Origin of the sequence: Litoribacter populi, from assembly GCF_007483685.1 — a bacterium.
Classification (GTDB): Bacteria; Bacteroidota; Bacteroidia; order Cytophagales; family Cyclobacteriaceae; genus Litoribacter; species Litoribacter populi.
The window spans coordinates 2,260,578-2,284,366 of record NZ_VMKN01000001.1 but is presented as its reverse complement, the minus strand read 5'-3'; the positions used below and the strand labels follow the sequence as shown (position 1 = coordinate 2,284,366).

Below are 23,789 nucleotides of genomic sequence, written 5' to 3'. Positions count from 1 at the left end.
TAAACCAAACAGGTTTCTTACATTTCCCAAATCATTTCACCTTCCAAATCACTTATACATATATCTGCCATCCAGTGCAAGCGGATAGCAGCAGACATCGGTCATCTGTCATCCGTTATCTGACATAGTTCATACGTCAACCTCAATTTAAAAAAACCACTAAATGAAAGCCTCAGACCTATTTGTAAAAGCCCTTGAAAACGAAGGGGTTGAATATATTTTTAGCGTTCCAGGTGAGGAAAATCTGGATTTCCTCGAATCCCTCAAAGACTCCAGCATCAAACTTATCCTAACCCGACACGAGCAGGGAGCGGGATTTATGGCCGCCACATATGGGCGGTTGACGGGTAAACCTGGCGTCTGTCTGGCCACACTTGGCCCAGGAGCTACAAACTTGATGACCCCAGCAGCCTATGCCCAGCTTGGAGGTATGCCCATGGTCATGATCACCGGTCAAAAACCAATCAAGAAAAGTAAACAGGCACGCTTTCAAATTATAGATGTGGTTGAAATGATGGGACCGGTGACCAAATTCACCAAACAGATCGTGGATTCCAATGTCATCAGCTCCAATATTCGGGAAGCTTTCCGCCTGGCAATCGAAGAAAAACCCGGAGCGGTCCACCTTGAATTTCCGGAAGACATAGCCCAGGAGGAGTGCGAAGAGAATATTTTCGAAGTGGTCGGCCATATCATCCCCAAACCAGATGATAAGGCCATTGCAAAAGCTGTAGAAATGATACAGGCCTCCAAGAAACCCCTTCTCCTTATCGGAGCAGGAGCAAACAGGAAAATCACTTGTGAAGCCTTAAGGGAATTCGTAGATCATACCGGCATATATTTCTTTACCACTCAAATGGGAAAAGGTGTGATCGACGAAAGGCATGAGCAATATCTCGGCACCGCAGCCTTGTCCAGCAATGACTTTCTTCATGCCGGAATAGAGGAAGCAGATCTTATCATCAACGTGGGACATGATGTTATCGAAAAGCCACCTTTCTTTATGGAAAAAGGTGGCAAAAAAGTCATTCATGTGAACTTCGATCCAGCAGAGGTTGACCCGGTTTACTTCCCCCAACACAATGTGGTCGGTGACATTACAAGTGCGGTTCGCAAACTGTCAGACGAAGTGCAAAAACAGGATTCTTGGGATTTTTCATTTTATAAAAAAGTCAAAGAAGAAGTGGACCAACATCTCAGCAAATATGTTAAGGATGAGCGCTTCCCAATGCTTCCCCAGCGATTGATCCATATTCTGAGAGAAAAATTAGCTTCGGAAGACATCATTACCCTCGATAATGGTATTTACAAACTGTGGTTCGCCCGAAATTACACCTGCCATAAACCCAATACATTGATATTAGACAATGCCCTGGCATCTATGGGCGCTGGGCTTCCTTCAGCTATGGCGGTCAACATAGTTTATCCGGACAGAAAAGTTGTGACCCTATGCGGAGACGGTGGCTTCATGATGAACTCTCAGGAATTGGAAACGGCAGTACGCTTGAACCTAAATCTAACCGCAATCATACTGAATGATGAAGCATATGGTATGATCAAATGGAAACAGGAAGACATGGGTTTTGCCGATTTTGGATTGGATTACAAAAACCCAGACTTTATCAAATATGCCGAAAGTTATGGGGCCAAAGGGTTCAGACCAAGCAATGACCAGGAGTTTCAGGAGATTTTGTACAAGTGTCTGGAAATAGACGGTGTAAAAATCATTGATCTACCGGTGGACTACTCTCTAAATCACCCTATACTAAATGTGAAACTTAAAGAAAAATCAAAAGAACTATGAGCAAAAAATTAAAGGTTTACGCTCCATACGACCAATCATTAATCACGGAAATCTCCATGGTGGGTAAAGATGAAGTCGAAAAAACCTTGCAAATCGCCCATAATCTATTTTTGGATAAATCTAAATGGATTCCCGCTTTCGAAAGGAAGGCAATACTAGAGAAGGTAGCTGCTCTGATGCAAGACCGCGTCGAAGAACTGACCAAAACAGCAGCCCAGGAAGGCGGCAAACCTTATAAGGATTCTAAAGTTGAAGTCATCCGAGCCATCAATGGAGTCAAAATCGCCAATGAGGAAATCTCCCATCTAAAAGGGGAGCAAATCCCCATGGGCTTGACAGAAGCATCCACAAACCGCCTAGCTTTCACCATGAGGGAACCTATTGGTGTGGTCCTGTCCATTTCCGCTTTCAACCATCCGCTGAACCTCATTGTGCATCAGACCATTACCGCTTTTGCAGCCGGATGCCCCGTAATCATCAAGCCGGCAGCCAACACTCCCCTATCTTGCCTCGCTTTTATGGACATCCTCCAAGAAGCAGGATTGCCCAAGGGATGGGTTCAATGCGTCATCTGTGACAACGAGGTGGCCGAATATATGGTTACTGACGAAAGGGTAAACTACCTTTCCTTTATTGGTTCAGCCAAAGTGGGCTGGTACCTAAAGACCAAAGTAGCCCCAGGTACAAGGGTAGCCTTAGAACATGGTGGTGTGGCACCAGTAATTGTGGAGAAAGATGCAGATATGGATGAAATGCTTCCTATGTTGTCAAAAGGTGGTTTTTACCATGCTGGGCAGGTTTGCGTTTCAGTTCAGAGAGTGTTTGTTCATGAGGAAATCGCCGAGGATATGGCAAATAGATTGGCGGAACTTGCTGACCAACTCAAAGTAGGTGACCCCTTAGACGAAGAAACCGAGGTTGGACCTTTGATCTCTACCGATGAGGTGGAGAGAATTGAGGAATGGGTTCGGGAGGCCGAAAAAAGCGGCGGAAATATCCTTTGTGGAGGAAAGAAGCTTTCCGAAACATGTTATGCTCCTACCGTAGTATACAATCCACCCCAGGACATACAGCTAAGCCAAGAAGAGGTTTTCGGCCCAGTTGTCTGCATTTATTCCTATTCTGATCGAGAGGAAGCCATCCGACTGGCCAATGAAATGGAATACCACTTTCAGGCTGCCGTCTTCACCAAAAATATCGACACCGCCTTAGAGTGCGTAGAAAAGCTCAACGCCACCGCCGTCATGGTCAACGACCACACAGCCTTCCGCGTTGACTGGATGCCATTCGGAGGCCGGGACGCCTCAGGCGAGGGTCTTGGCGGCATCCCCTACTCCATGCACGAAATGACAAGGCTAAAAATGATGGTTATCAAACGTTAACCACTTCATCATTCCCGCCACAGCGGGCAAGCATCATTCGCTACTCATCAATCATTATTATTTAAACAGAAATATAAAAGACCTAGCAGGTTCTAAAGACCTACTAGGTCAACTTTTTTTTACTCATCCTTCCGCGCCTTTCACTTCGTACTTCGTACCTCGTATTTTCGTACTTCATATTCAAAACTTCATCCTCCAATTCCTACGCTTCAGTCAGCTTTAATTTTTCCTTGCTCGGTTTCTCTCCAAATTTGAATTAAACAAACAGGGCATGAAAACACTGATTTTTAATAGCATTCTATTTTTACTTCTACCGTTTTTCACAAATGGCCAGACACAGCTTACCGGTATGGTAAAGACCTCATATGGGGAGACGGTGCCAGGGGTGAGTGTTTTTCTTAAGGGGACTTATGATGGGACCACCACTGACGTAGATGGGAAGTTTGCTTTCGAAACTCAGGAAACCGGACTGCAGATTCTCGCCTTCCAGGCCATGGGATTCAAGTCGCAAGAATTGAGTATAAACCTTAATGAAAGCGCTCCCTCATTTTCAATTATTCTTAAAGAATCCATAAACGAACTTACGGCAGTGACCATTTCCGCAGGTGCCATGGAAGCTTCCGATGAAAAGAAGGCTGTGGTTCTTAGGCCACTGGATATTGTAACCACACCTAGCGCCATGGGAGATATCATCGGGGCATTTCAGACCCTACCAGGCACAAGTACCGTTGGCAATGATGGTCGACTATTTGTTCGTGGCGGGGATGCTTCGGAAACGGCCATTTTCATCGACGGCATGAAAGTAGGGAATGCGTTTGGCACCACTGCAAACAATGTTCCTACCCGAACACGATTTAACCCCAATCTCTTCAAAGGTTCCTTTTTTTCCACTGGAGGGTATTCAGCCGAATACGGGCAGGCTTTGTCATCTGCTTTAGCCTTGCAAACCATTGACCTTCCTTTACGAAACCAAGGGGACATCAGTCTGATGTCAGTGGGAATGGGTTATACCCAAACTCTTGCAGGAGAAAAGAGCAGCCTCACTGCGTCTGCAAATTTTATGGACCTCTCCCCTTATCAGGCACTGATCAAACAAAACTTTGACTGGGAAAGGAGCCCCTACAGTTGGGATGCGGAAGTTTCAGCCAGAAGGAAGTGGGGCAAAAACGGGATGGTAAAGGCCTATTTACACACCGAAGCGGGAGGAATGCAGCTTTGGCAACCTCAACCAGGACAGGAAGGTCGTGGTCAAATGATTACCATCCACAACCGCTACACCTTTGCTCAAACCTCCTTTCGGCAGAGTGGGAAAAAGGATTGGAATTATTATGGTGGCATTTCTTATTCGGACAATTCAGATAAAATTAACCTGAACACTATTGATGTAAAGCAAAGAAACCGTTTAATCCATGGGAAAATCGTTGGAGTCAAAGGCTTTTCAGACAGGTTTTCCATTAAAAACGGTCTGGAAACCTTTACTCACAACTATGTAGAGCACTTGGTAGAAGAAGGGTTGAGCCGCTCCTATCTGGACCAACAGGTCAATATTTTTACCGAAACGGATTACTACTTTAGCAGCAAAATGGTTTTCAGAGGGGGACTGAGGTCAGGCTATAGTAGTTTGGCCGGGGAAGGTTGGTTGGACCCACGGGTATCCCTGGCCTATAAACTTGAAAATGAGGGCCAATTTTCCTTTGCAGCAGGTACATTCAGCCAGTTGCCCTTAGAGCAGCAAAGGGTTATCAATCCGGAGCTGGGAAACACAAAGGCCAGCCACCTCATCCTTAACTATTTCATTTCCAAATCCGGCAGGACTTTCCGGGCAGAAGCATTTCACAAAGACTATAAGCAACTGGTGACCTTTGAGGGCTTGCCTCAGGCAGCGTTAAACCTGCGGCAAGATGGTGCCGGATATGCAGGGGGCATGGATGTGTTTTACAGGGACCGGAAAACAATCAAAAACACCGATTTCTGGATCACCTATAGCTATGTAAACAGCAGAAGACAATTCGCCCACTTCAGCACTAAAGTTCAACCAGGTTTTGCCCCCGTGCATAACGGTTCAGTGGTGGTCAAGCATTTCATTCCAAAATTACAATCCCAACTTGGTACCTCATCTTCCTTCAACGATGGCTATACTTTCACGGATCTAAACCATCCTGGGGAGATGAACAGTAAAACTAAAAGCTTTCAAGACCTGAGTATCAGCTGGAGCTATCTTCCTAAGCCTAACCTTATCATCCACCTGGCCTGTTCCAATGTACTGGGAAGAAATAACATTTTCGGACACCAATTCACCCAAGAACCAAACGAAGCGGGGCAATTTGAATCACTGCCCATCCGTCAGGGCGCTCCGAGATTTCTATTCCTTGGGATATTCCTTACCCTTTCAAAAGACAAAACAGCTAATCAATTAAATAACCTATGAGACGGACATCGGTCATCCGACATCGGACATCATTATCATTTATCCAAAACCCTATAAAAGATCAAAATCATGAAAACATCAATCCTAACACTCGCCTTATTCATTTCTTGGGTTTCCTTGGCCTTTGCAAATGATCCTGCCTATGAAAAAGCTATGCTCACTCAGCTAGAAAACCTGAAATCAGCAAACAGCAAAACTGAATACCAAGCCGCTGCAAATGCATTCGAAAGAATCGGCAACATGAATACCGATGCCTGGCATCCCCCCTACTATACTGCCTTGGCCTATACCCAGATGGCAATGAGAGCAGAGGGAAGCATGAAGGAAAAAGATGCACTTTTGGATAAGGCTATGGAACATGTCAAAAAAGCTGCTGATATTTCACCTTCCAATTCCGAGATTGTCGCAATGGAAGGTTATGTTATCATGGCCAAATTGAGTGCCGATCCAGGTAGCCGTGGCCAAAGTTTGTCGCCTATCGTTCTACAGACCTTTGGCAAAGCTATGGGGCTTGACAAAACCAATCCTCGAGCAATGGCCTTGATGGCTCAAATGGAAAACGGAATGGCCCAGTTTTTCGGTCAAGGCCCCGAAAAAGCTTGCCGACTGGCAAAAACCAGTTTAGAACTCTTCGACAAAGAATCAGAAACCACCCTGTCAAACACACTCAACCCAACCTGGGGCCGGGAATTAGCTGAAGGACTAGAGAAAAGCTGTTAATAAGCCGGAAGACCGGAGACGGAAGACCACGCTATTCCGTCTTCCGTCTCACCCGACATCGGTCATCCATGTCACGTCCTAAATTTACTTGACACTTTTTTTCTTTCAACTCTCTCCTAAATGCAACACCAGTTTTAGCCGGGGTTCTGTCAAGGCCGGAGCGGAGCGGAGTTCATTTAGCCTTGACAGGTTCTCGGCTAAAACTATCTTTGCGTTTATGGGAGGGGTGAAGTTCCGGCCGGTCATGAACCCTTGCTGGAATTTCCAACTTAAGTGACCAATGTGGCCTTCCCTCATTGTAAAACTTTACCGCCTGCTTGACAGCCGTAAAAGCTTCTGCACCGCTCTGATAAGTCAAATCCAACCCATATTCTTCTTTTAGAATACCGTTGACCCTCTCAGCCATTGCATTATCGTAACAGTATCCCGCCTGGCCCATGCTAGTGATAATACCATTCTTTTTCAACAGGTTTATATAGTTTTTGCTGCAATACTGGAACCCCCTGTCCGAGTGGTGCACCAGCCCAGCCGTACTGGAACACTGTTTTATGGCCATTTTTGCCGCCTCTACAGCCCACTTAGACTCCAATGTCCCAGCCAGGTGCCAGCCGACAATTTTGCGGCTGAATGCATCTGTCATCAAAAACAGGTATTTAAACGTATCCCGCACCCTGATGTAGGTAATGTCGCAAACCCAGGCTTGCCCAGGCATATTCCAGGTCTTACCGTTGAAATGGTCTTTGTACTGGTGGTACCTGTAGAAGGTCTGGGTGGTTACCGCATATTTCTTTTTGCGGATTACCAAAAGCCCTTCCTGTCTGAGCAAGGCTAGAAACTTGTCCCTTCCCATCCCAGGGTCAATATCCCTGATATTAGCTTCCAGAAGCCTGTAGACCTTTTTACTGCCCATCCTGGGGTGGTTTTTCCTTACCCTGCGGGCCATTTCAAGAATAAGGGTTCTGTCCACTTCTTGTCTGGCCAACTGCTTCACGCGGCTGTAATATGCTGAAGTCGAGTAACCGAAATACCTGCAAAGTGTCCTTATACTCAGTTCTCCCCTTTTTTTGCTGACGCATCTGACCCAAAGTTTTTTTTTAGATCAGTTTTATACTCCTTGTTGGCCTCTTCTATTAGCGCCTCAAGACACTGTTTAGCAATCAGGGAGTCAGCCAGGGCAATTTTTGTGGCTTTCAGTTCTTCCTCAAGTTTTTTTAACCTGTTCTGGTCAGACATATTCTCTATCCGTACAATTTTGTTCAACAATTGGTATTTACCGAAACGCTTGGCCCAACCTTGGATGGTGGCAGCCCCGCCTATTCCGTACTTCTTTTGGAGGAAGCCAACCGAGGCTCCCTCCTCTAATTCCGAAACTACCATTTTTTTGAATCCAATGCCGTACCGGACCACTTTTCTTTCACTTTTTGCCATAATCTGTCATGTTTATCTGTCAATAACAGTCAAGCTATATCAGGACATGACACCAACAACCACCATCCGACATCGGTCATCCAACATCCGACAATTTTATTTATCTTTAACCAAAACACCTGTCCTCCTTGGAAAAGACTATTAAGAAAAAAAGCACAACCGGCATCTTCAATTCCCTTTGGAAATTCCTGCTTCTTAACCTGGGCATTGTCGTAGTCTTGTCGCTATTTTACTGCCCTACATGTCTGATGTCATTTTCAGGTTTTCTGGAAGTATTGGATTTCCTAATACTTTCCTTCCTGCTGTCCTGCTCCCTGAGTTTCGGTGGGGAAAGAGTGGATACCTATTTTGAGGAAAGGATCTCTTGGGTGGAGTACCCCATTCGAAGACTCCTTTTCACTGCTGGCACATACTTCCTTTACACCTTTATCATCAGCTTTATATTATTTACCCTCTTTGTGGTTATCACTGTCGACGGCATTGGCTTCCACAACATGCCGTGGGATAAAATGATCGAAAATACCAAGCAACCTATTGCCATTGCCTTTGTCATTATCACGATCTTCATCACCCGCTCCTGGTTGGTGGAATGGAGAAAGGCAGCCATCGAGGCTGAACAGCTCAAGACGGAAAGGATTGCCAGCAGGTACCAATCCTTAAAGGACCAATTGAACCCACATTTTCTTTTCAATTCCCTGAATGCACTTTCCCATCTGGTATATGAGAATGCTGACAAGTCGGCTCACTTCATCCGGCAGCTTTCTAACATTTACCGCTATGTACTGGATGTGCAGCAGGAAGAATTGATCCCGCTGGAGCGGGAGCTTGAATTTGCTTCACATTATCTTACTCTGCAGAAATTGAGGTTTGAGGAAAGTCTGCGGTATAATATAATGGTCAACGGAGCCAAAGATTTATATCTACCACCCCTCTCTCTTCAGTTGCTCTTGGAAAATGCAATCAAACATAACGTTGCCAGTATGGCCAAGCCACTTATTATTGAAATAGAACAAAAAGGCAATCAACTGTGGGTGAGCAATAATTTTCAGCCTAAAAGTTCAAAACCAGAAGAGAGTTCCGGTATTGGTTTGGACAACATCAAAAGCCGCTATGAGCTACTCAGCAACCAAGAACCAGAAATCGCCCAAGAGAACAGTACCTATACAGTAAAACTTCCCCTATTAACTTTGTCATCATGAGAGTACTAATCATTGAAGATGAAAGACCCGCTGCCAATAGGCTCAAACAGCTATTAAAGGAGATGCTTCCCGATGCAGAGATTTTCGGGCATATGGACAGCATTGAAACAGCTATGGAGTGGTTAAATTACCACCCAGCTCCTGACCTGATATTCTGCGACATACAATTGGCCGATGGACAGAGTTTTGAGATTTTCGAAAAGGTCAAAATTGAGAGCCCCATCATCTTCACCACAGCCTTTGACCAATATGCCATTAAGGCTTTCAAGCTCAATTCTGTAGATTACCTGCTCAAACCCATTGACCCCAAAGAGCTGGATCAGGCCCTAAGCAAATTTAAAAGCTTAAAAATGGTCCCTACGCTGGATGCAGGTTTACTGAAATCCATTTTACAGCAAAACGAGAAAACTTATAAGTCTAGATTTATGGTGCGCTACGGAGAAACCATCCAGAGCATTGAAACGAATGACGCTGCCTATTTTTTCAGTCAGGAAAAGATGGTTTTCCTTCAGACAAGGCTCGGAAGAAAGTATGTGCTGGACTACACCTTGGACCAATTGGAGGAAATGCTTGACCCCAAGCGCTTTTTTCGTCTCAACCGAAAGTATTTAGCAGCTGTGGACGTGATTGACGGGATTTACACCTACTCCAACAGCAGGCTTAAAATCAAATTGCAAAAATGCGAGGACAATGATATTTTGGTAAGTAGGGAAAAGGTGGGGATGTTTAAGGATTGGTTGGATCAATAAAAATGAGGCTTCAAAATCCTTGCGGTGTTCAATGACAATTGCCCATTAAGATTTCAACAACTTTTAGCATACAAATTGAGCCAATAGGTTCAAACTTAATTTTTGAAAATGGCAGAAAAGAAAAAACTTGGCAAATCCAAGTGGCCTATTTACCTGTCTCTGGTGTTGGTATTGGGTTCAGTTTTGCTTTATTTCACCATTCCAGCTGTAAAAGATTTTGTCACAGAAGCATACGAAGTGCTTAGCAGTGGAGATGAGAATCGAATTTCCGAATGGGTGGACCAGTTTGGTTGGACAGGCCCCCTTGTACTGATTATGGCAATGACAGCACAAATGGTGGTGCTAGTGGTACCTACACCTCTAGTAATGGTCGTATCTGTTTTGGCCTATGGACCCATTATTGGTTCGGCAATTATTCTTGCCGGCATATTTATAGCTTCTTCAATTGCTTATGCCTTGGGGTCCGCATTAGGTAATCCTATGGTTGAAAAATTTCTCGGCTCCAAATCCAAGAACAACATAAAGGGGTTTCTTTTGGATTACGGTTTTTGGGCGGTCGTTGTGGTTCGCTTTTCCCCCTTTCTGTCCAATGACGCCATCAGTCTTGTCGCTGGAATAATGAAGATGGGGTACTGGAAATTTATAGGAGCCACCATGCTTGGGATTCTACCACTAACCCTACTGATCGCTTATTTCGAAGAGGCTGAAAGGTTGCGTACAGGCCTGATATGGATTGGTACAATCAGTATTGTAGGCTTCATTGGATATGTCTGGTGGGACAAGAAAAAGAAAATTAAAGGCAAACATTGACGAAGGAAAACAACAGAGTGATGTCCAACTGTTTCCAAACGCACTAAATCCATCCTACTGCCCTCCTAGTGAGATGATGCCGCGTACTCTTGCCATAGATTTGATTGGGTTAAAGTTGATTCTCCTTTAAAGTCGAATAGCCCCCATCCCGTGTTTAACCCGTGTTCAACGCGTCTTCATCCCGTCACAATGTCCATCCAACCACCTAATTAACAAACCTTTAAACTCCCCTACAAACGAACGTGGAATATATGGAATCTATGGAAAAAAAAAGGTAAAAATCGGACTTCTCGGTAAGGGAAATGACCCATCCCCCCGAAGTATCTCTATATTTTTATTCCAAATCCGTGCAATAATATTAATCGAATACCAACATAAAACACAAGGATTGAAGTAAGAATACCCAGAAATTTTAGATTAAATTTTTTACTGGAAAGATACGAACCAATGATTCCGCCAAGAATTACTGCAATAATTAATTTATATATTAGGTCGTAGTTTATTTGAAAAGTCCCAGCCATCTGTAACCCAACCAGCCCAGCTATAGAGTTGACCAAGATGAATACTGAAGCCAGTGAAGCGATAATTCTGGGGTTTGCCCAATTAACAATGTTTAAAACAGGAGATAAGAATATCCCCCCTCCTATGCCTGAAATCCCTGAAAGTAAACCTACAAATCCTCCCAATAAGAATTTCTTATGATTAAGAAAGTCTTTTGATTCTATGGTATGCTGAAGAAATTTAAGCATCAGAAATAATCCCGAAAGGACCAAAGCGCCACCTAAAATCAAAAAAAAGATTTGTTGCGATAGATTGAATTGAGCTCCTAAAAAAGCAAGTGGAATGCTGGAAAGTAAAAACGGCCAGAATAACCTAAAGTTAAATACCCGATGCCTTATAAATATAATAGTGCTCATACTTACCACACAAATATTAAGCAATAGTGCAGTAGAACGTATCTCATAAAAGTCTGTAAAAAAAATACTAAGTATGGCCAGGTAACTGGATCCGCCTCCAAAACCTACCGAGCTGTAGAATAACGCAATAAAAAAAAATATCAATGGGAGATACTCTAGGGGCATATCAGGAAATTTAAGTGAAATTTACATATTTCCCCATTTTCCACCCATCTTTCAGCAAAATGATTTTCGGTCCTTTGTATAGGTGATTGAGCGGGAGAGACTGGCTGACTTTTCTTGAATAGAATCGGAAAGTTTTGATGGTACCACTCATCTGCTTGAAGCCTAGGTGGAACAGGATGCCTAGATTGTTTAGGTAATCCTTCTGCAGGTGGGCTTAGGCAACTCCACATTGAAATTATAGACGGCTATCCGGTACAGCTTTTTTGTAGCTGGGCATATTAGATCGATTTGAAAATCTTCCTTTTGTTTTATGGTTTGGCTAAAGTCTGGCATGTTTGTAAAAGGGCTACTACCAGCAAAAGTGAGTTACACTGTAATGCTAATAGCAGCCCTTCAGTCAATTATAAAAAATTAAACCTATTTTAGATTTCCGGCAGCCGCAGATCGATTTATATTAACCAGTTCTTCGTTAGAAGGAAAGGTCTTAAAATGCTGGATTTTATCCATTATAGCATCCCATACGGCAGGGGCTTTTCCTTTTTCAGCTGCAGCAAGCGCTTGGTTTAATTCTGCAACATTCAGTTCTGTGCAATAGGCAGGTGTCCCAGGTTCTTGTCTCCATGATTCGGCAAGACTTCCGCCGTCCACGGTATTAAAACCGGTCTGGTCTACCAGTTCGGCGGCTATTTTTTTGTGTGCATCGTTATCCCCGGCAACCGAAATAGCTATTCTGCCATCCTCACCGGCAGCTTTCCCTTTATGTTTCAGGGTGTATTCCATGATATTGTTGAAAACCTTGATAACAGGTCTTCCCAGGGTTTCAGAAATGTATTCACTTTCTGTCTTGCCTTCGAGGCCGGAAAGCTCGCCATCACGAAAAGGATAATAATTAGAAGTATCCATAATGATAACCTCCTGGGGTACGTCCTGAAGGAGATTCTTCGGCAGGTCCTTATAAGCATTGAAAGGGATAGAAAAAATAATAACCTCTACCTCTTTTACTACATCTTCAAGTCTAGCCGCTTCGGCACCCAGATCGGCAGCTATATCTCTGAGTGTAGCCATATCCCTGGTGTTGGTTACTTTCACCTGATGCCCTGCACTGGAAAATTTTCTTGCAAGGATGCTTCCAATAGCGCCTGTTCCAATAATTCCGATTTTCATTTTATATTTCATTTAAATTGTTAATCAATATTATAAATACTAATGCTTTCTTGGTGGCAGATTATTGATAGAGCGGACAATGTCTACTGCATGGTCTACGAAACCTTCAGGGTAATCTCCTGACAATATGATTTTAAAGTATTCCTCGCCTATCTCCTGCATTTTACTAAACAACAGTTGTTGCTTTTCTATTAGTGTTTCTCTGTTGGCTGACGCCCGGGCTTGGACAAGCTCAGGTAATATCAGATCTGTGCAATAAGCCGGCGAACAAGCCTGTTGTCGCCAAGAATCTTCCAGCTGTCCGGCATCTACTGCGTCGAAACCTGCGTCATCCACTAGGCCTAGTACCACATCTTTTGATCTTTGTTCATCTCCGGAGACAGCCAAGGCAATCCTGTCTTTATTCCCTTTGGGTTTACCTTCTACTGCCAGACTGTACGCGCCAATATTGCTGAACGCTTTTACTACCGGTCGGCCAAACTGCTCCTGTACCCATACACTATTCACCATCCCGTTTTCAACCGCTTCTACTTTATTATCCCGGTGCGGCCAGTAGTTAGTCGTTTCAACGATCACTACATCATCGGCAATCTTGCCTTCCAGTGTTTTTACCAGGTCTGGAATATTGCCAAACGGAATGGATACAACAAGCACATCCACATCCTCTACAACATCATCTACTTCCACTGCTTTTACACTAGCCCAGTTTGCAATTGCCTGAATACTTTCCACGCCTCTGGCATCTGCGAGTGTAACTTTATGTCCGGCTTCACTAAACTTCTTGGCCAATGTCTTGCCAATTACTCCGGCGCCAATGATTCCTATTTTCATATGTTATCTATTTTATTTTAATCTATCGAGGGTTACTTATTTCTCTCTAGTTTATTTGCGCTGTGTAGAACACGAGGGTGTTTGATAGTCTCACTTTCAGCTATTGCAAATTTACGAATTTTTACTTTCCTTTGTATAGTCCTTTCCTAAAGGAAAGTGAAAAACAAGCGTACGAAGACCTATGGCAGCAAAAAAAAATTATCTACCCTGTCTTGAGACAGTAAAGCCCGTGCGGGATGCACTCGATGTAATCAATGGTAAGTGGAAATTGCCTATCATCATCTCTGTTACTGTTGGCAATGAGCGATTTACCGATATACAGGAGAGTATTCCCGGAATTACTCCGAAAGTTTTGGCTAAGGAACTTAAAGATCTTGAACAGCACCAATTGATAAAAAGAACAATAATAGAAGATTACCCGGTTAAGATTCTGTATAAAGCAGAACCTTATGCCGATACCTTAACTCCCATTATTTATGCCTTGAAAGATTGGGGGCTAAATCATAAGAATAAGTTATTCGGAAGGGAATAATTTGGTTTATAAACCTTTCAGTGACAAAGAAGCTTCTAATTGAACAAATGCATTTTAAAATCAATCTCACTAATGAATAAGACAGCCTTAATAGTCGGTGCCAGCGGTATTACCGGTAGCAACCTGGCTGAAGAACTGATATCACAGGGATGGTCAACCTATGGTTTGTCACGTAATCCCAACAATAATATAAAAGGGCTCCAACCTGTCCCGGCGGATCTACTCCGTCCAGAGGGTCTAGAAGTTGCCCTGACTGATATAGCCCCTACCCATGTCTTTATCACCACTTGGATGCGTATGGATACGGAAGCCGAAAATATCAGGGTCAACGGTACCATGGTGCGAAATCTTCTGGATGCTTTATCTCCTAAGAAATCAGTACAGCATGTTGCCTTGGTCACTGGTCTTAAGCACTACCTGGGGCCATTTGAAGCCTATGCAAAGGAAGGGTTTCTACCGGAAACACCTCTACGCGAAGAGCAGCCCCGCTTGGACATAGAGAATTTTTACTATGCACAGGAAGATGAAGTATATGCTGCTGCGGATCGGGATAATTTCACCTGGAGTATCCATCGGCCCCATACGGTCATAGGAAAAGCGGTCGGTAACCTCATGAACCTTGGTACCACGCTGGCCATATATGCCAGCATATGTAAGGAAACCGGGCGCCCCTTCAGATGGCCGGGTTCCGAAGCACAATGGAACGGTCTATCTGATGTGACAGATGTGCGGGTACTGGCCAAACATTTGGCATGGGCGGCAACTACAGAGCAAGCTAGCAACGAAGCTTTCAATGTGGTCAACGGGGAATACTTCCGTTGGAAATGGCTTTGGGAGAGACTTGCTGGCTATTTTGGGATAGAAGCTGTTGGTTTTGATGGTACCATCCATCCCCTTGAAGCCGAGATGGCACAGGATGCATCTATCTGGCATGAAATCGCAGAAAGGCACGATCTGATAGAATCGGATCTTAACAAACTGGCCTCACCATGGCACACAGATCTGGATCTGGGCCGCCCCATAGAAGTGATGACAGACATGACAAAGAGCCGCAAGCTCGGCTTTACTGCATACCAAAGTACGGAAGAATCGTTTTTTGATCTGTTTGATCAATTGCGTGCGGATCGTTTGATTCCGTAGAAAATGAATTAGGACGGTATAAAATCCCATCTTTCTTTTATAGATACTTCATTCAATAACCATACATCTCATATAGATACTTAGTTGGTGTCCTATAGATGAAGCATAGGTGTCCCATAGGTGTCCCATAGGTTCGTTAGTATTTGGCTAAATCCCAAGAATACATATAATTTTTTCAAGCCAATTGTAGATCTTGTAAACTACTTGACTAAACAATCCCTCAAACTTGCTCTTTTAGGCTAAATTGGCAATATTTGATAGACTAGTATTGACAAAATGATCTCCAAACCAATTTACCTTGACTTCAACTCCACAACTCCCTGTGACCCCAGAGTGGTGGAAAATATGCTACCCTACTTCACCCAGCATTTTGGCAATTCAGCAAGTAAGGACCACTTTTACGGTTGGCAGGCCCAAGAAGCAGTCGATGACGCAAGGGAGCAGGTCGCTGGCTTGATCAGAGCCAAGGTGGATGAAATAATTTTCACTTCAGGTGCAACAGAAGCCATTAACCTTGCACTTAAAGGATTGGCTGAGAATACACAGGGAGAAAAAACACACATTATCACCTGTAAGACAGAGCATGCAGCAGTACTTGACACCTGTGTCTATTTGGAAAGCAAAGGCTTCATGGTTACCTACCTGAAAGTCAATGAACACGGGGAAATTTCCCTTCAAGATCTAGAGAAAGCCATAACGCCTAAAACTCTTTGCCTCGCCCTTATGTGGGCTAACAACGAAACTGGGGTTATACATCCAATAGACAAAATCGCCGAACTCGCCAACAGGCATAATGTGGCTTTCTTTTGTGATGCAACCCAGGCGGTAGGTAAAATCCCTATAGATGTCAAGCATGTAGGCATTGATCTTATGGCCTTTTCATCCCATAAAATGTATGGACCCAAGGGAGTAGGTGCACTTTATTTCAATCAAAATTCAACACTATCCAAAATCATCCCTCACCTTCATGGGGGCAGTCATGAGTGGGGACTCAGAAGCGGTTCGCTCAATGTCCCGGGAATAGTGGGTTTTGGGCATACTGCCAAGCTATGTAGAACAGAAATGGCCACTGAAAACAGCAAACTTGTAAAGCTACGTGACAGACTAGAAACGTCCCTTTTAACCAATATTCCAGGTTCTCGGATCAATGGCCTGTCAACACGTCTTCCCCAAGTGACTAACCTGCGATTTCCTGAAGTCAATGCCGAAAATTTACTTCTTTCCCTTTCCCAAGACCTGGCCTTGAGTCGGGGAAGCGCCTGTTCGAGTAATGTCCAGAGGCCTTCACATGTGCTGAAAGCCATGGGTTTGACTGACCAAGAAGCCTTCGGTTCCATTAGGATCAGTTTGGGAAGGTTTACCACAGAAGAGGAAGTAGAATTTACTATAGACAAGCTGACTACCTCCATCCTTTCCTTATCTCCAGCTCAACAATAAAATGAAGGAAATCAAACAAATCATCCAAGCATACCAACAGGCTCACTCCAACGGAAAAAAGGCTGTACTGGCCACGGTCGTCCATATTGAGGGTTCTTCTTACCGGGCTCCAGGCGCACGAGTGTTGGTAGCTGAGGACGGCTCACTGACCGGGGCCATCAGTGGTGGATGCCTGGAGGGAGATATCCTACGAAAGGCCCTGATGGTTATGACTACTGGTAATCCTCTTCTGGTCACTTATGACACATCGGATGAAGAAAGTAACATCATCACCGTCAATTTGGGCTGTAATGGGATCATCCGTGTACTATTAGAACCAATTCAGGAGGAGAATCCTCTTAATCCTATCAAGCTGCTTGAAAAAGCAGTCCATAAAAGACATAAGACGATCCTGGTTACTTTTTTCTCCACCGAGGATAAAAAGAACCAAGCGCAAGGTACTAAATTGCTTTTTACCCCAACCGGCATCTTTACTGATGAAGAAAGATTGCCGATGAGATTTCCTGATTTAGAACCTGATATTCAAAACGCATGGAAGCAAAAGCACTCCATATTTGTGAAATACCCACCTATCGGGGCTGGCGAATCTGTTTTCAATGCATTCTTTGAGTATATAGAACCCACCCCTGCCTTGATTATAGCAGGCGCAGGTAATGATGTTTTTCCTTTAGTGGCAATAGGAGAAACCTTAGGCTGGGAAATCACCATCGTGGACGGGCGTCCCATGTATGCCAATGAAAACAGATTTCCAAGTTGCCAGTTGGTCCTAACAGAACCGTCAGAGGCCATTTCAAAAATCAACATTGATGAAAAGACAGCTTTTGTACTGATGTCCCATAACTACGATTATGACAAAGCGGTGCTCAAAAGCATTCTGCATAGTCCTGTCAAATACATAGGCCTACTAGGCCCTACAAAAAAGCGGGACAGGATGTTGGAGGAATTGGCACAAGAAGGCATACAGCTTCCTGAGGCTATGGAAATTCCAGAAAACCTTTATGCACCCACAGGCCTGCAGCTTGGAGCCGAAACCTCAGAGGAAATCGCCCTCTCAATCATCGCAGAAATTCAGGCAACCTTCACCGAAAACATAGGCGGGCCATTAAGAGACCTCAAAGGACATATCCACCATAGAAAAATGGGAATGGTACTTTCCAAAAAAGCTTACGGAGTGTTACTGTTGGCTGCCGGGGAGTCGAAAAGGCTAGGTTCTCCAAAGCAGGCCGTGCCCTTCAAAGGCTCTACCCTATTGCAACATGCCATCACTCAAGCGTCTACGCTCAAAACAGCAGTAACCCTAGCAGTGATTTCCGCAGGAGACGAAACTCTTTTTGATCTGGTGGAAAAGACAGGTGCTGAAATGGTAGAAAACCCTGATTACAAAGAAGGCATGGCAAGTTCCATCAGGGCGGGAGTCAATCATATCATGATTCATTATCCTCAATTGGAGTATCTGATGATCATGCTCTGCGATCAGCCCTATGTGGAAAGCGACCATCTCCAAACCCTGATTGACACTCAGCAAAAAACCGGAAAGAAAGTAGTGGCAAGTCTATATGAAGGGAGAAAAGGAGTTCCGACACTTTTTCATAAATCTTTATTTCCGCAACTATTGGAACTCCAGGGTGACACAGGTGCCAAAAATTTGATTGAAGCATTGGGCAATGAAGTAATCAGCGTGGCCTTTCCATTAGCCGCCTTCGATGTCGATACCCAAGAAGCGAAGAAACGACTAGAAGGGGGGGTAAAAAAGATCACAAAAGACCCTCATTAAAGGAAGCTGATCACAGAATAAGCGGCCGTACTGCAGGGCACTTTATGCCTACTTCATCGTGCTTAGTACTATTTTTTCACCATAGTAAACATCACCGCCCCCGCATTTCCTTCCGCATCCCAAAGCACTTCCTCATTTCGAACTACCTGAATAAGTTTTTTCTCACTATTGAACCTATGATCTAATATATCTCTATCGCCTTCAGACCATTGGATGATACTTGTAAAATCTTCGGTGCGACCCTCAGAGTCATAAAAAAGCCTCAACCGTTTTTCATCTCCAACCTCAACTGTCACTACTCCATGACGGCTTTCAATCTCTACTCCACCCTCTTGTCTGACCATGACTTCTTCCCCGTTTTCAACAATAAAAATTCGGATATCTGATGGAATAATATGGTTTGGTGTTTCTTCCGAAATGAGATTTCTACCCTGTTCATCCACCACACTCATATCATAGTGAAAACCCGCCATATCGACACAACCGCATAAATCACCTATGCAGCTAGAAAGGAATAAAATAGGACAAGCAAATAAGAAAAAGATTTTTTGAGAAAAGTTCGATTTAATCATGTCAGTAGTTTAAAATTAAAAATCATGAATGCAACAATATTGCTATTGGGTATAACGAAGATAGTAATTATAATTAAAACTCCATACATTTTGGTACGAATTTGATAGTTAGGGTAATGAAACAACCAAATTCATAAACAAATGAACTAAAGGGCATACCGGAAACATCAATTTACAACCACTCATAACCATTTTAGAGCAGATCATCACTTATGAATAAATAAGTTGATTTAAACATGAATAAATATAATTCTTTTTATCCCATATTTGCTTTTTGGTAATTAATAAAAGAATGTCTGCCTTTTGAGTTTGAATAGATATTTAAGGTACACTAACCGCAAAAATGAGCCTAGCAACCCTTATAAGGAGGCTGGATTTTCCGATAAGGAAGATTTTTCAAAATTCTGTACCCGTTGTGAGTATAATTTTTTGGATGCTATTAGTTCCCACCCCAATCGGACCTTTATGCTAGCTTGTTTCAATATCGTAATCCTTCAACACACTTATAATGCTGTCAAACCAGAAGTTGGCCCCCTTTTCTCTTTGGTGGAGTATCATTCAGTTGTGTATTTTCTCAAGTTTGATGAAAATAAGAGCTTCTCCGTCAATCGCCTCGACTCTCACCTAACCTTTGAAAGTCCAAAAGTCCAAACCTTTCTTCAATATTCATACGCCAATAAGCTTGCTATCCAGTTGGATAATTCTATGTTAAAAGGTGATTATGATACTTTTGAGGATGTATTTGAAGCTTTGCTAATCAAAAAGTAAAATACCAGACGAGAGACCCGCTCCTAACTTCTAACAGAAACCTTTGAAAAGCCTCAACACTAACTTAGTTCAAATGCTAGGGATCAATTATATTCAGCGGAAAGCCCATTATTTCAATAAAACCAGCCATTAAGGAGGCAATATAGTGGTCTATGAAACTTTCATCCTCCTCTTTTTGCCGATCAAAATCGACCTTCTTAGGTGGGTCGGATTTATCTTCGGACTTATCTTCATCTAGAACCAAGGCATTGGCTAAATAAGCCCCAATCTGGAAAATCACTCCCGCAGGGTCTGGAGAATCACTTTCACTCAACTGAATGCTCAGGTTCTCATAGCTCAGTCCAAAAATTCCAGCTGCGTGATCATTCCCAGCATTAAAATCCCATCTTAAAGTATATATCATTCCGCTTTCGAAGCCGAAAAGTGATGTGTATTCAGTATACCTATTCAATGCTACCAGATTCAAAGAATCGATATCTCCCGAGAACCTAGCTTTAGCATATTCATCATGCATTGGGATCGAAAGTTGGGCTTGAAAATGTCCTTCTCCCATCACGTGAGCGTCTAAATTAATCCTTGTTTCGGAGTTTTCGGCAATTTTCTCATCCACATTAGTAACATTGTCCATATTGACAAAAAGCTCCTCCAAAGTAAATTTCCCAGGTACTTCCCCTCCCTCAGCAAGTTCCTCATAGGTTATATGGCCATTGTTCAACGTAAAATCACCAAGATAAATAGGCATTTCAATATCCATTATCAGCTTCTGAATTGTCGCCGGCAACTCTTCTTCGCTTTCCTCAGCAGGGAAGTTGTTGTCCAAAAACACTCCCACATCTAGCCCGTCAATTGTAATTGCATCTGCAAACACCCCCTCCAGGCTCATGGCTTGGGAGAAGTCGAGCCCTTCAATTAGGAACTTCTCATTTCTGGCCTTAAACACCATGTTGGTCTCGGGGCCTTCCATAATTTTAGGATAGTTTTCGTTGTAGTCATAAAGAAATCCATCGGCTTGAAGATACCTTTCACCAGTGCTGATATCCAAAAGATCCAATTTTACCCTATGTACGTTGTCAGGAAGAGGCATATCTATATCCTCCATCCTCAGAGCAATATCATCAGCGTGTAGAATTTTGCTATTTTGGAAAGCTGTCCCTTCGGCAATTTTAATATCAGTCACCCGCAAATTGATCATTGGCAATTGTCCCAACATCTCCATATCATCCGAGAGCCCAGCCAAAGAAATATCCGCTTCCTTCAAGGCAAAATGATAAATTTGCAACTCGTCCAGGTAATCTTTGATGGCTGGATAAAAATCAAGATCCATATCCTCCTCATCGGTTTCTGCCTCATCATTCTCCTCACCCATACCACCAAGGTCAGCTATAATTTTGGGATAATCGATGGATATGGAGTCAATGCTAAACTTTCTATCCATTAACTCTTGGGTATTGATACCTGTAATCTTGAAGGCATCCACTTCTGCCTCTAGTTCCATATCACCATCATGATCCTCTTTATGCTTAGCCTTGATGTTGTGAATTCCAAATTCCCCTTTACCATTATCTATGGCAAATTTGAAGTCTTCCAATGCAAACTGAATATCCTCAACCGGCTCGATATAATTCAGAGAATCTATAGTTAACTCTAAAGCTTTGGTATGGAGAAACCTGTTTTCAGCAAAAGCTGGACGCTGGTCAACAACAAACTCCTCGACGGAAAATCCAAACCCTTTTAATTTCACTAAATCTTCTTGCTGTAAGTTGATATCTTCTAAGGAAATCCGGCCTATAGCCAACCGCTTCATCCCCTCAGGCAATACACCTAGCATAGAGTATTCAGAAATTTCCATCAAATCCATATTTTCAATCTCTTTCTCAGCTTCTTTAGCAGCTTCCTCTGAGGCTTCTTTTACCGCTTCTGGAATCTCTCCAAAAATCTCCACACCAAGCCCATTCAGATTAATGGAGCCAGCAATGAATTCGTCTTTCATCAAGCGGGAGAATGATAGATTTTCAATTGAGAAATACTTGTTTGTGATGGTAAAAACCTGGTCCATATCGCCTTCATCCAAAACTTCCTCATGATCTCCTCCATGCCCATATTTGAAGCCATTTGCTCGAATAAAACCCTCCCGGGTACTCATTCTGAACAGATCCAATTCGATTCGATGTGCATCTTCTGGAAGTGGAAAGTCAATTCTTTCAAGCCTCAACGCAATATCATCGGCGTGCATGAACCTGCTTCCGGCAAACGCATTGCCTTCAGCGATATGCAGATCGGAAACCTGAGCATAAACGGCCGGCAACCGGGCCGTTTCACCATTTTCTTCGAGCCCATCCACACTAATATTGGCCTCAATTAATGCAATTTTATTTATTCTGAATTCTCTTAAATACTCTTCTATGGCAGGATAAAAATCCAGGTCGATTTCTTCCTGAGGTGTCTCTGCGTTTTGCTCCCCCTCGTTTGCCATTCCTCCCATGTCTACATAAAGTTGCGGGTATTCAATAGAAATACTGTCGATGGCAAAAATCCTCTCATATAATTCACGGGTATCAATTCCCGTGATGTTGAAACCACTTAATTTGGCTTGAGCAAACAACTCTCCTTGCTTTCGCTCTGTGTACTTCGCTTGAATATTATTGAGACCAAAATCTCCCACACCATTCTCTATATCCAGTTTCAAATCAGAAAATCCAAGATGCATCATCTGATCAGGTTCATAAAAACTTAATGTATCAATAGAAAACTTAAATTCCTCTGCATGTAAAAACCTTTCATTCCTAAAAGCAGGAACTTTGTCAATTACCATATCCCGACTTTCAAAGCCAATGCCCCAAACTTCTATATCTTCCTTTTGGCGAAAGTCTATATTCTGAAGCGAGATTGTGGTAATCTTCACCTTGTCAAGCAGCTCTGGTAAAAAATCACCTAATGTGAATTCGCCCAGATTAATATCAGGGGTTTGTTCCTGCCCTTGCTTTACTTCCTCCTCCTCTACTTCCATATTGTTGATTACCCTCATCCCATCGAGCAGTATACTTTGAATCGAGGCAACACTATCTTCCTGTACTCGGTTGAGGTCAAGTTCATTGACATCAAACTTTTCGGCAAGTGCAAAGAAAACTGTATCCTGGGGACTCGTTCCTTTTTTGAAAAAATAGGCATTTTCCGACAACATGCCGAAATCACTTTCCCTTGTTTCAAACTCTATAACACCAAGACCAATTTCATATGGATTGAGTCCTGATCTGATGACATGAATATCCTTGCCGTCTATATCTATGCGGGAGGCGAAAAATGCTCGGCCATCGGTAAAAACCCTGTCCGCATCTATCAAAATATCATCAGTGTTAACATGAAATTGTTCGGCATCAAAAAAGAGCGTGTCATCCGTATCAATATTGATCAAAGTCAAGTCAATATTTCCAAAAGTGATATCCCTAAGTCGCACACGGTCCACCTGGTCTTTAATCATCGGGTAAATATCCAAATCCTCCCAGCGGAATGGGCCTGCATCTTCATCGTCGTCATCACCTACTGTCCGAACTTTGGCTTCTACAACTAGGTCCAACATTGCGATTTCACCAACGTCCACTTTGTCTCTAAGGAGATAATTAAAATAAGATAAACCTCTAATCGAAAGCTCCTTTGCTTGAAAGTCTATAACTGGAGTTTCATTTTCTCGAGCCACAGCAGTATCGGTTTGTATCCTAACCCCATTCACCACCACATTTCCCCAAAGTAGAGAAATGTTAACATTGTCGATTTGTGCAGAATACTGCCCCTGATCAGCTTCATTGATTTGGTCTACCATCATATTTTTGGCAATAGGGTCAATGATGATCCCTGCTACCAAAAGCAATAGCATTATTCCTACAAGTATAAAACCTACTATTTTTAAAGTTTTTCTTAAAATGCTCATGGGATTTTACCTGATTATCAGATGGTTCACTTAGAGATAGTGAC

Annotated in this window: 19 protein-coding genes; 12 read left to right on the top strand and 7 right to left on the bottom strand. The window is 43.1% G+C overall.

Annotated elements, in window-relative coordinates:
• The first annotated feature begins 163 nt into the window (after positions 1-163).
• The 4 genes from FPL27_RS09930 to FPL27_RS09915 all read left to right on the top strand — a co-directional run bounded on the left by FPL27_RS09930 (position 164) and on the right by FPL27_RS09915 (position 6,334).
• A complete protein-coding gene (locus tag FPL27_RS09930; protein WP_143960951.1) occupies positions 164-1,804 on the top strand; it encodes an acetolactate synthase large subunit in 1,641 nt (546 codons plus the stop codon).
• Complete coding sequence (locus FPL27_RS09925) at positions 1,801-3,186, top strand: aldehyde dehydrogenase family protein (protein ID WP_143960950.1); 1,386 nt, start codon at positions 1,801-1,803, stop codon at positions 3,184-3,186. Before FPL27_RS09930 ends, FPL27_RS09925 begins: the two co-directional genes overlap by 4 nt.
• Before the next feature lie 271 nt (positions 3,187-3,457).
• Complete coding sequence (locus FPL27_RS09920) at positions 3,458-5,614, top strand: TonB-dependent receptor (RefSeq protein ID WP_143960949.1); 2,157 nt, start codon at positions 3,458-3,460, stop codon at positions 5,612-5,614.
• Positions 5,615-5,683: 69 nt separating this feature from the next.
• Complete coding sequence (locus tag FPL27_RS09915; RefSeq protein WP_143960948.1) at positions 5,684-6,334, top strand: hypothetical protein; 651 nt, start codon at positions 5,684-5,686, stop codon at positions 6,332-6,334.
• Positions 6,335-6,506: 172 nt separating this feature from the next.
• Here the strand turns inward: FPL27_RS09915 and FPL27_RS09910 are convergent, their stop codons facing one another.
• Positions 6,507-7,379 carry an IS3 family transposase gene (locus tag FPL27_RS09910; RefSeq protein ID WP_235893471.1) on the bottom strand — a complete coding sequence of 291 codons (873 nt, stop codon included), beginning with the start codon at positions 7,377-7,379 and terminating at the stop codon, positions 6,507-6,509.
• 2 nt (positions 7,380-7,381) lie between these two features.
• Entirely contained in the window at positions 7,382-7,762 is a 381-nt protein-coding gene (locus FPL27_RS09905; RefSeq protein WP_143960946.1) for a transposase, read from the bottom strand.
• 128 nt (positions 7,763-7,890) lie between these two features.
• Between FPL27_RS09905 and FPL27_RS09900 the strand changes: the two genes are divergently transcribed.
• From FPL27_RS09900 to FPL27_RS09890, 3 genes are all read left to right on the top strand, one after another.
• Positions 7,891-8,961, top strand: a complete 1,071-nt coding sequence (locus FPL27_RS09900) for a sensor histidine kinase (RefSeq protein WP_235893411.1) — start codon at positions 7,891-7,893, stop codon at positions 8,959-8,961.
• Positions 8,958-9,710 (top strand): LytR/AlgR family response regulator transcription factor, encoded by a 753-nt coding sequence (locus FPL27_RS09895; RefSeq protein WP_143960945.1) that lies wholly within the window; start codon positions 8,958-8,960, stop codon positions 9,708-9,710. Before FPL27_RS09900 ends, FPL27_RS09895 begins: the two co-directional genes overlap by 4 nt.
• Before the next feature lie 108 nt (positions 9,711-9,818).
• Positions 9,819-10,520 carry a TVP38/TMEM64 family protein gene (locus tag FPL27_RS09890; protein ID WP_143960944.1) on the top strand — a complete coding sequence of 234 codons (702 nt, stop codon included), beginning with the start codon at positions 9,819-9,821 and terminating at the stop codon, positions 10,518-10,520.
• Positions 10,521-10,846: 326 nt separating this feature from the next.
• On the opposite strand, the gene FPL27_RS09885 is transcribed toward FPL27_RS09890, so the two are convergent.
• The 3 genes from FPL27_RS09885 to FPL27_RS09875 all read right to left on the bottom strand — a co-directional run bounded on the left by FPL27_RS09885 (position 10,847) and on the right by FPL27_RS09875 (position 13,597).
• Positions 10,847-11,602 (bottom strand): sulfite exporter TauE/SafE family protein, encoded by a 756-nt coding sequence (locus tag FPL27_RS09885; protein WP_143960943.1) that lies wholly within the window; start codon positions 11,600-11,602, stop codon positions 10,847-10,849.
• Positions 11,603-12,019: 417 nt separating this feature from the next.
• Positions 12,020-12,766 (bottom strand): NADPH-dependent F420 reductase, encoded by a 747-nt coding sequence (locus tag FPL27_RS09880; protein ID WP_143960942.1) that lies wholly within the window; start codon positions 12,764-12,766, stop codon positions 12,020-12,022.
• Between the two features lie 39 nt (positions 12,767-12,805).
• Positions 12,806-13,597: an NADPH-dependent F420 reductase gene (locus FPL27_RS09875; protein WP_143960941.1), complete on the bottom strand. Its 792-nt coding sequence runs from the start codon at positions 13,595-13,597 to the stop codon at positions 12,806-12,808.
• Between the two features lie 181 nt (positions 13,598-13,778).
• On the opposite strand from FPL27_RS09875, the gene FPL27_RS09870 reads away from it, so the two are divergent.
• From FPL27_RS09870 to FPL27_RS09855, 4 genes are all read left to right on the top strand, one after another.
• On the top strand, positions 13,779-14,129 hold the full coding sequence (locus FPL27_RS09870; protein ID WP_143960940.1) for a winged helix-turn-helix transcriptional regulator: 351 nt from the start codon (positions 13,779-13,781) through the stop codon (positions 14,127-14,129).
• A 72-nt stretch (positions 14,130-14,201) separates the two neighbouring features.
• The gene (locus FPL27_RS09865) at positions 14,202-15,269 is read left to right on the top strand and encodes an SDR family oxidoreductase (RefSeq protein ID WP_143960939.1); all 1,068 of its coding nucleotides are present in this window, start codon (positions 14,202-14,204) and stop codon (positions 15,267-15,269) included.
• Positions 15,270-15,545: 276 nt separating this feature from the next.
• The gene (locus FPL27_RS09860) at positions 15,546-16,706 is read left to right on the top strand and encodes a cysteine desulfurase family protein (protein ID WP_143960938.1); all 1,161 of its coding nucleotides are present in this window, start codon (positions 15,546-15,548) and stop codon (positions 16,704-16,706) included.
• Position 16,707: 1 nt separating this feature from the next.
• Entirely contained in the window at positions 16,708-18,480 is a 1,773-nt protein-coding gene (locus FPL27_RS09855; protein ID WP_143960937.1) for an NTP transferase domain-containing protein, read from the top strand.
• Between the two features lie 68 nt (positions 18,481-18,548).
• Here the strand turns inward: FPL27_RS09855 and FPL27_RS09850 are convergent, their stop codons facing one another.
• A complete protein-coding gene (locus FPL27_RS09850) occupies positions 18,549-19,052 on the bottom strand; it encodes a hypothetical protein (RefSeq protein ID WP_143960936.1) in 504 nt (167 codons plus the stop codon).
• A 309-nt stretch (positions 19,053-19,361) separates the two neighbouring features.
• Between FPL27_RS09850 and FPL27_RS09845 the strand changes: the two genes are divergently transcribed.
• Positions 19,362-19,820 carry a hypothetical protein gene (locus tag FPL27_RS09845; protein ID WP_143960935.1) on the top strand — a complete coding sequence of 153 codons (459 nt, stop codon included), beginning with the start codon at positions 19,362-19,364 and terminating at the stop codon, positions 19,818-19,820.
• A 76-nt stretch (positions 19,821-19,896) separates the two neighbouring features.
• On the opposite strand, the gene FPL27_RS09840 is transcribed toward FPL27_RS09845, so the two are convergent.
• A complete protein-coding gene (locus tag FPL27_RS09840) occupies positions 19,897-23,745 on the bottom strand; it encodes an AsmA family protein (protein WP_143960934.1) in 3,849 nt (1,282 codons plus the stop codon).
• Positions 23,746-23,789 lie beyond the last annotated feature (44 nt).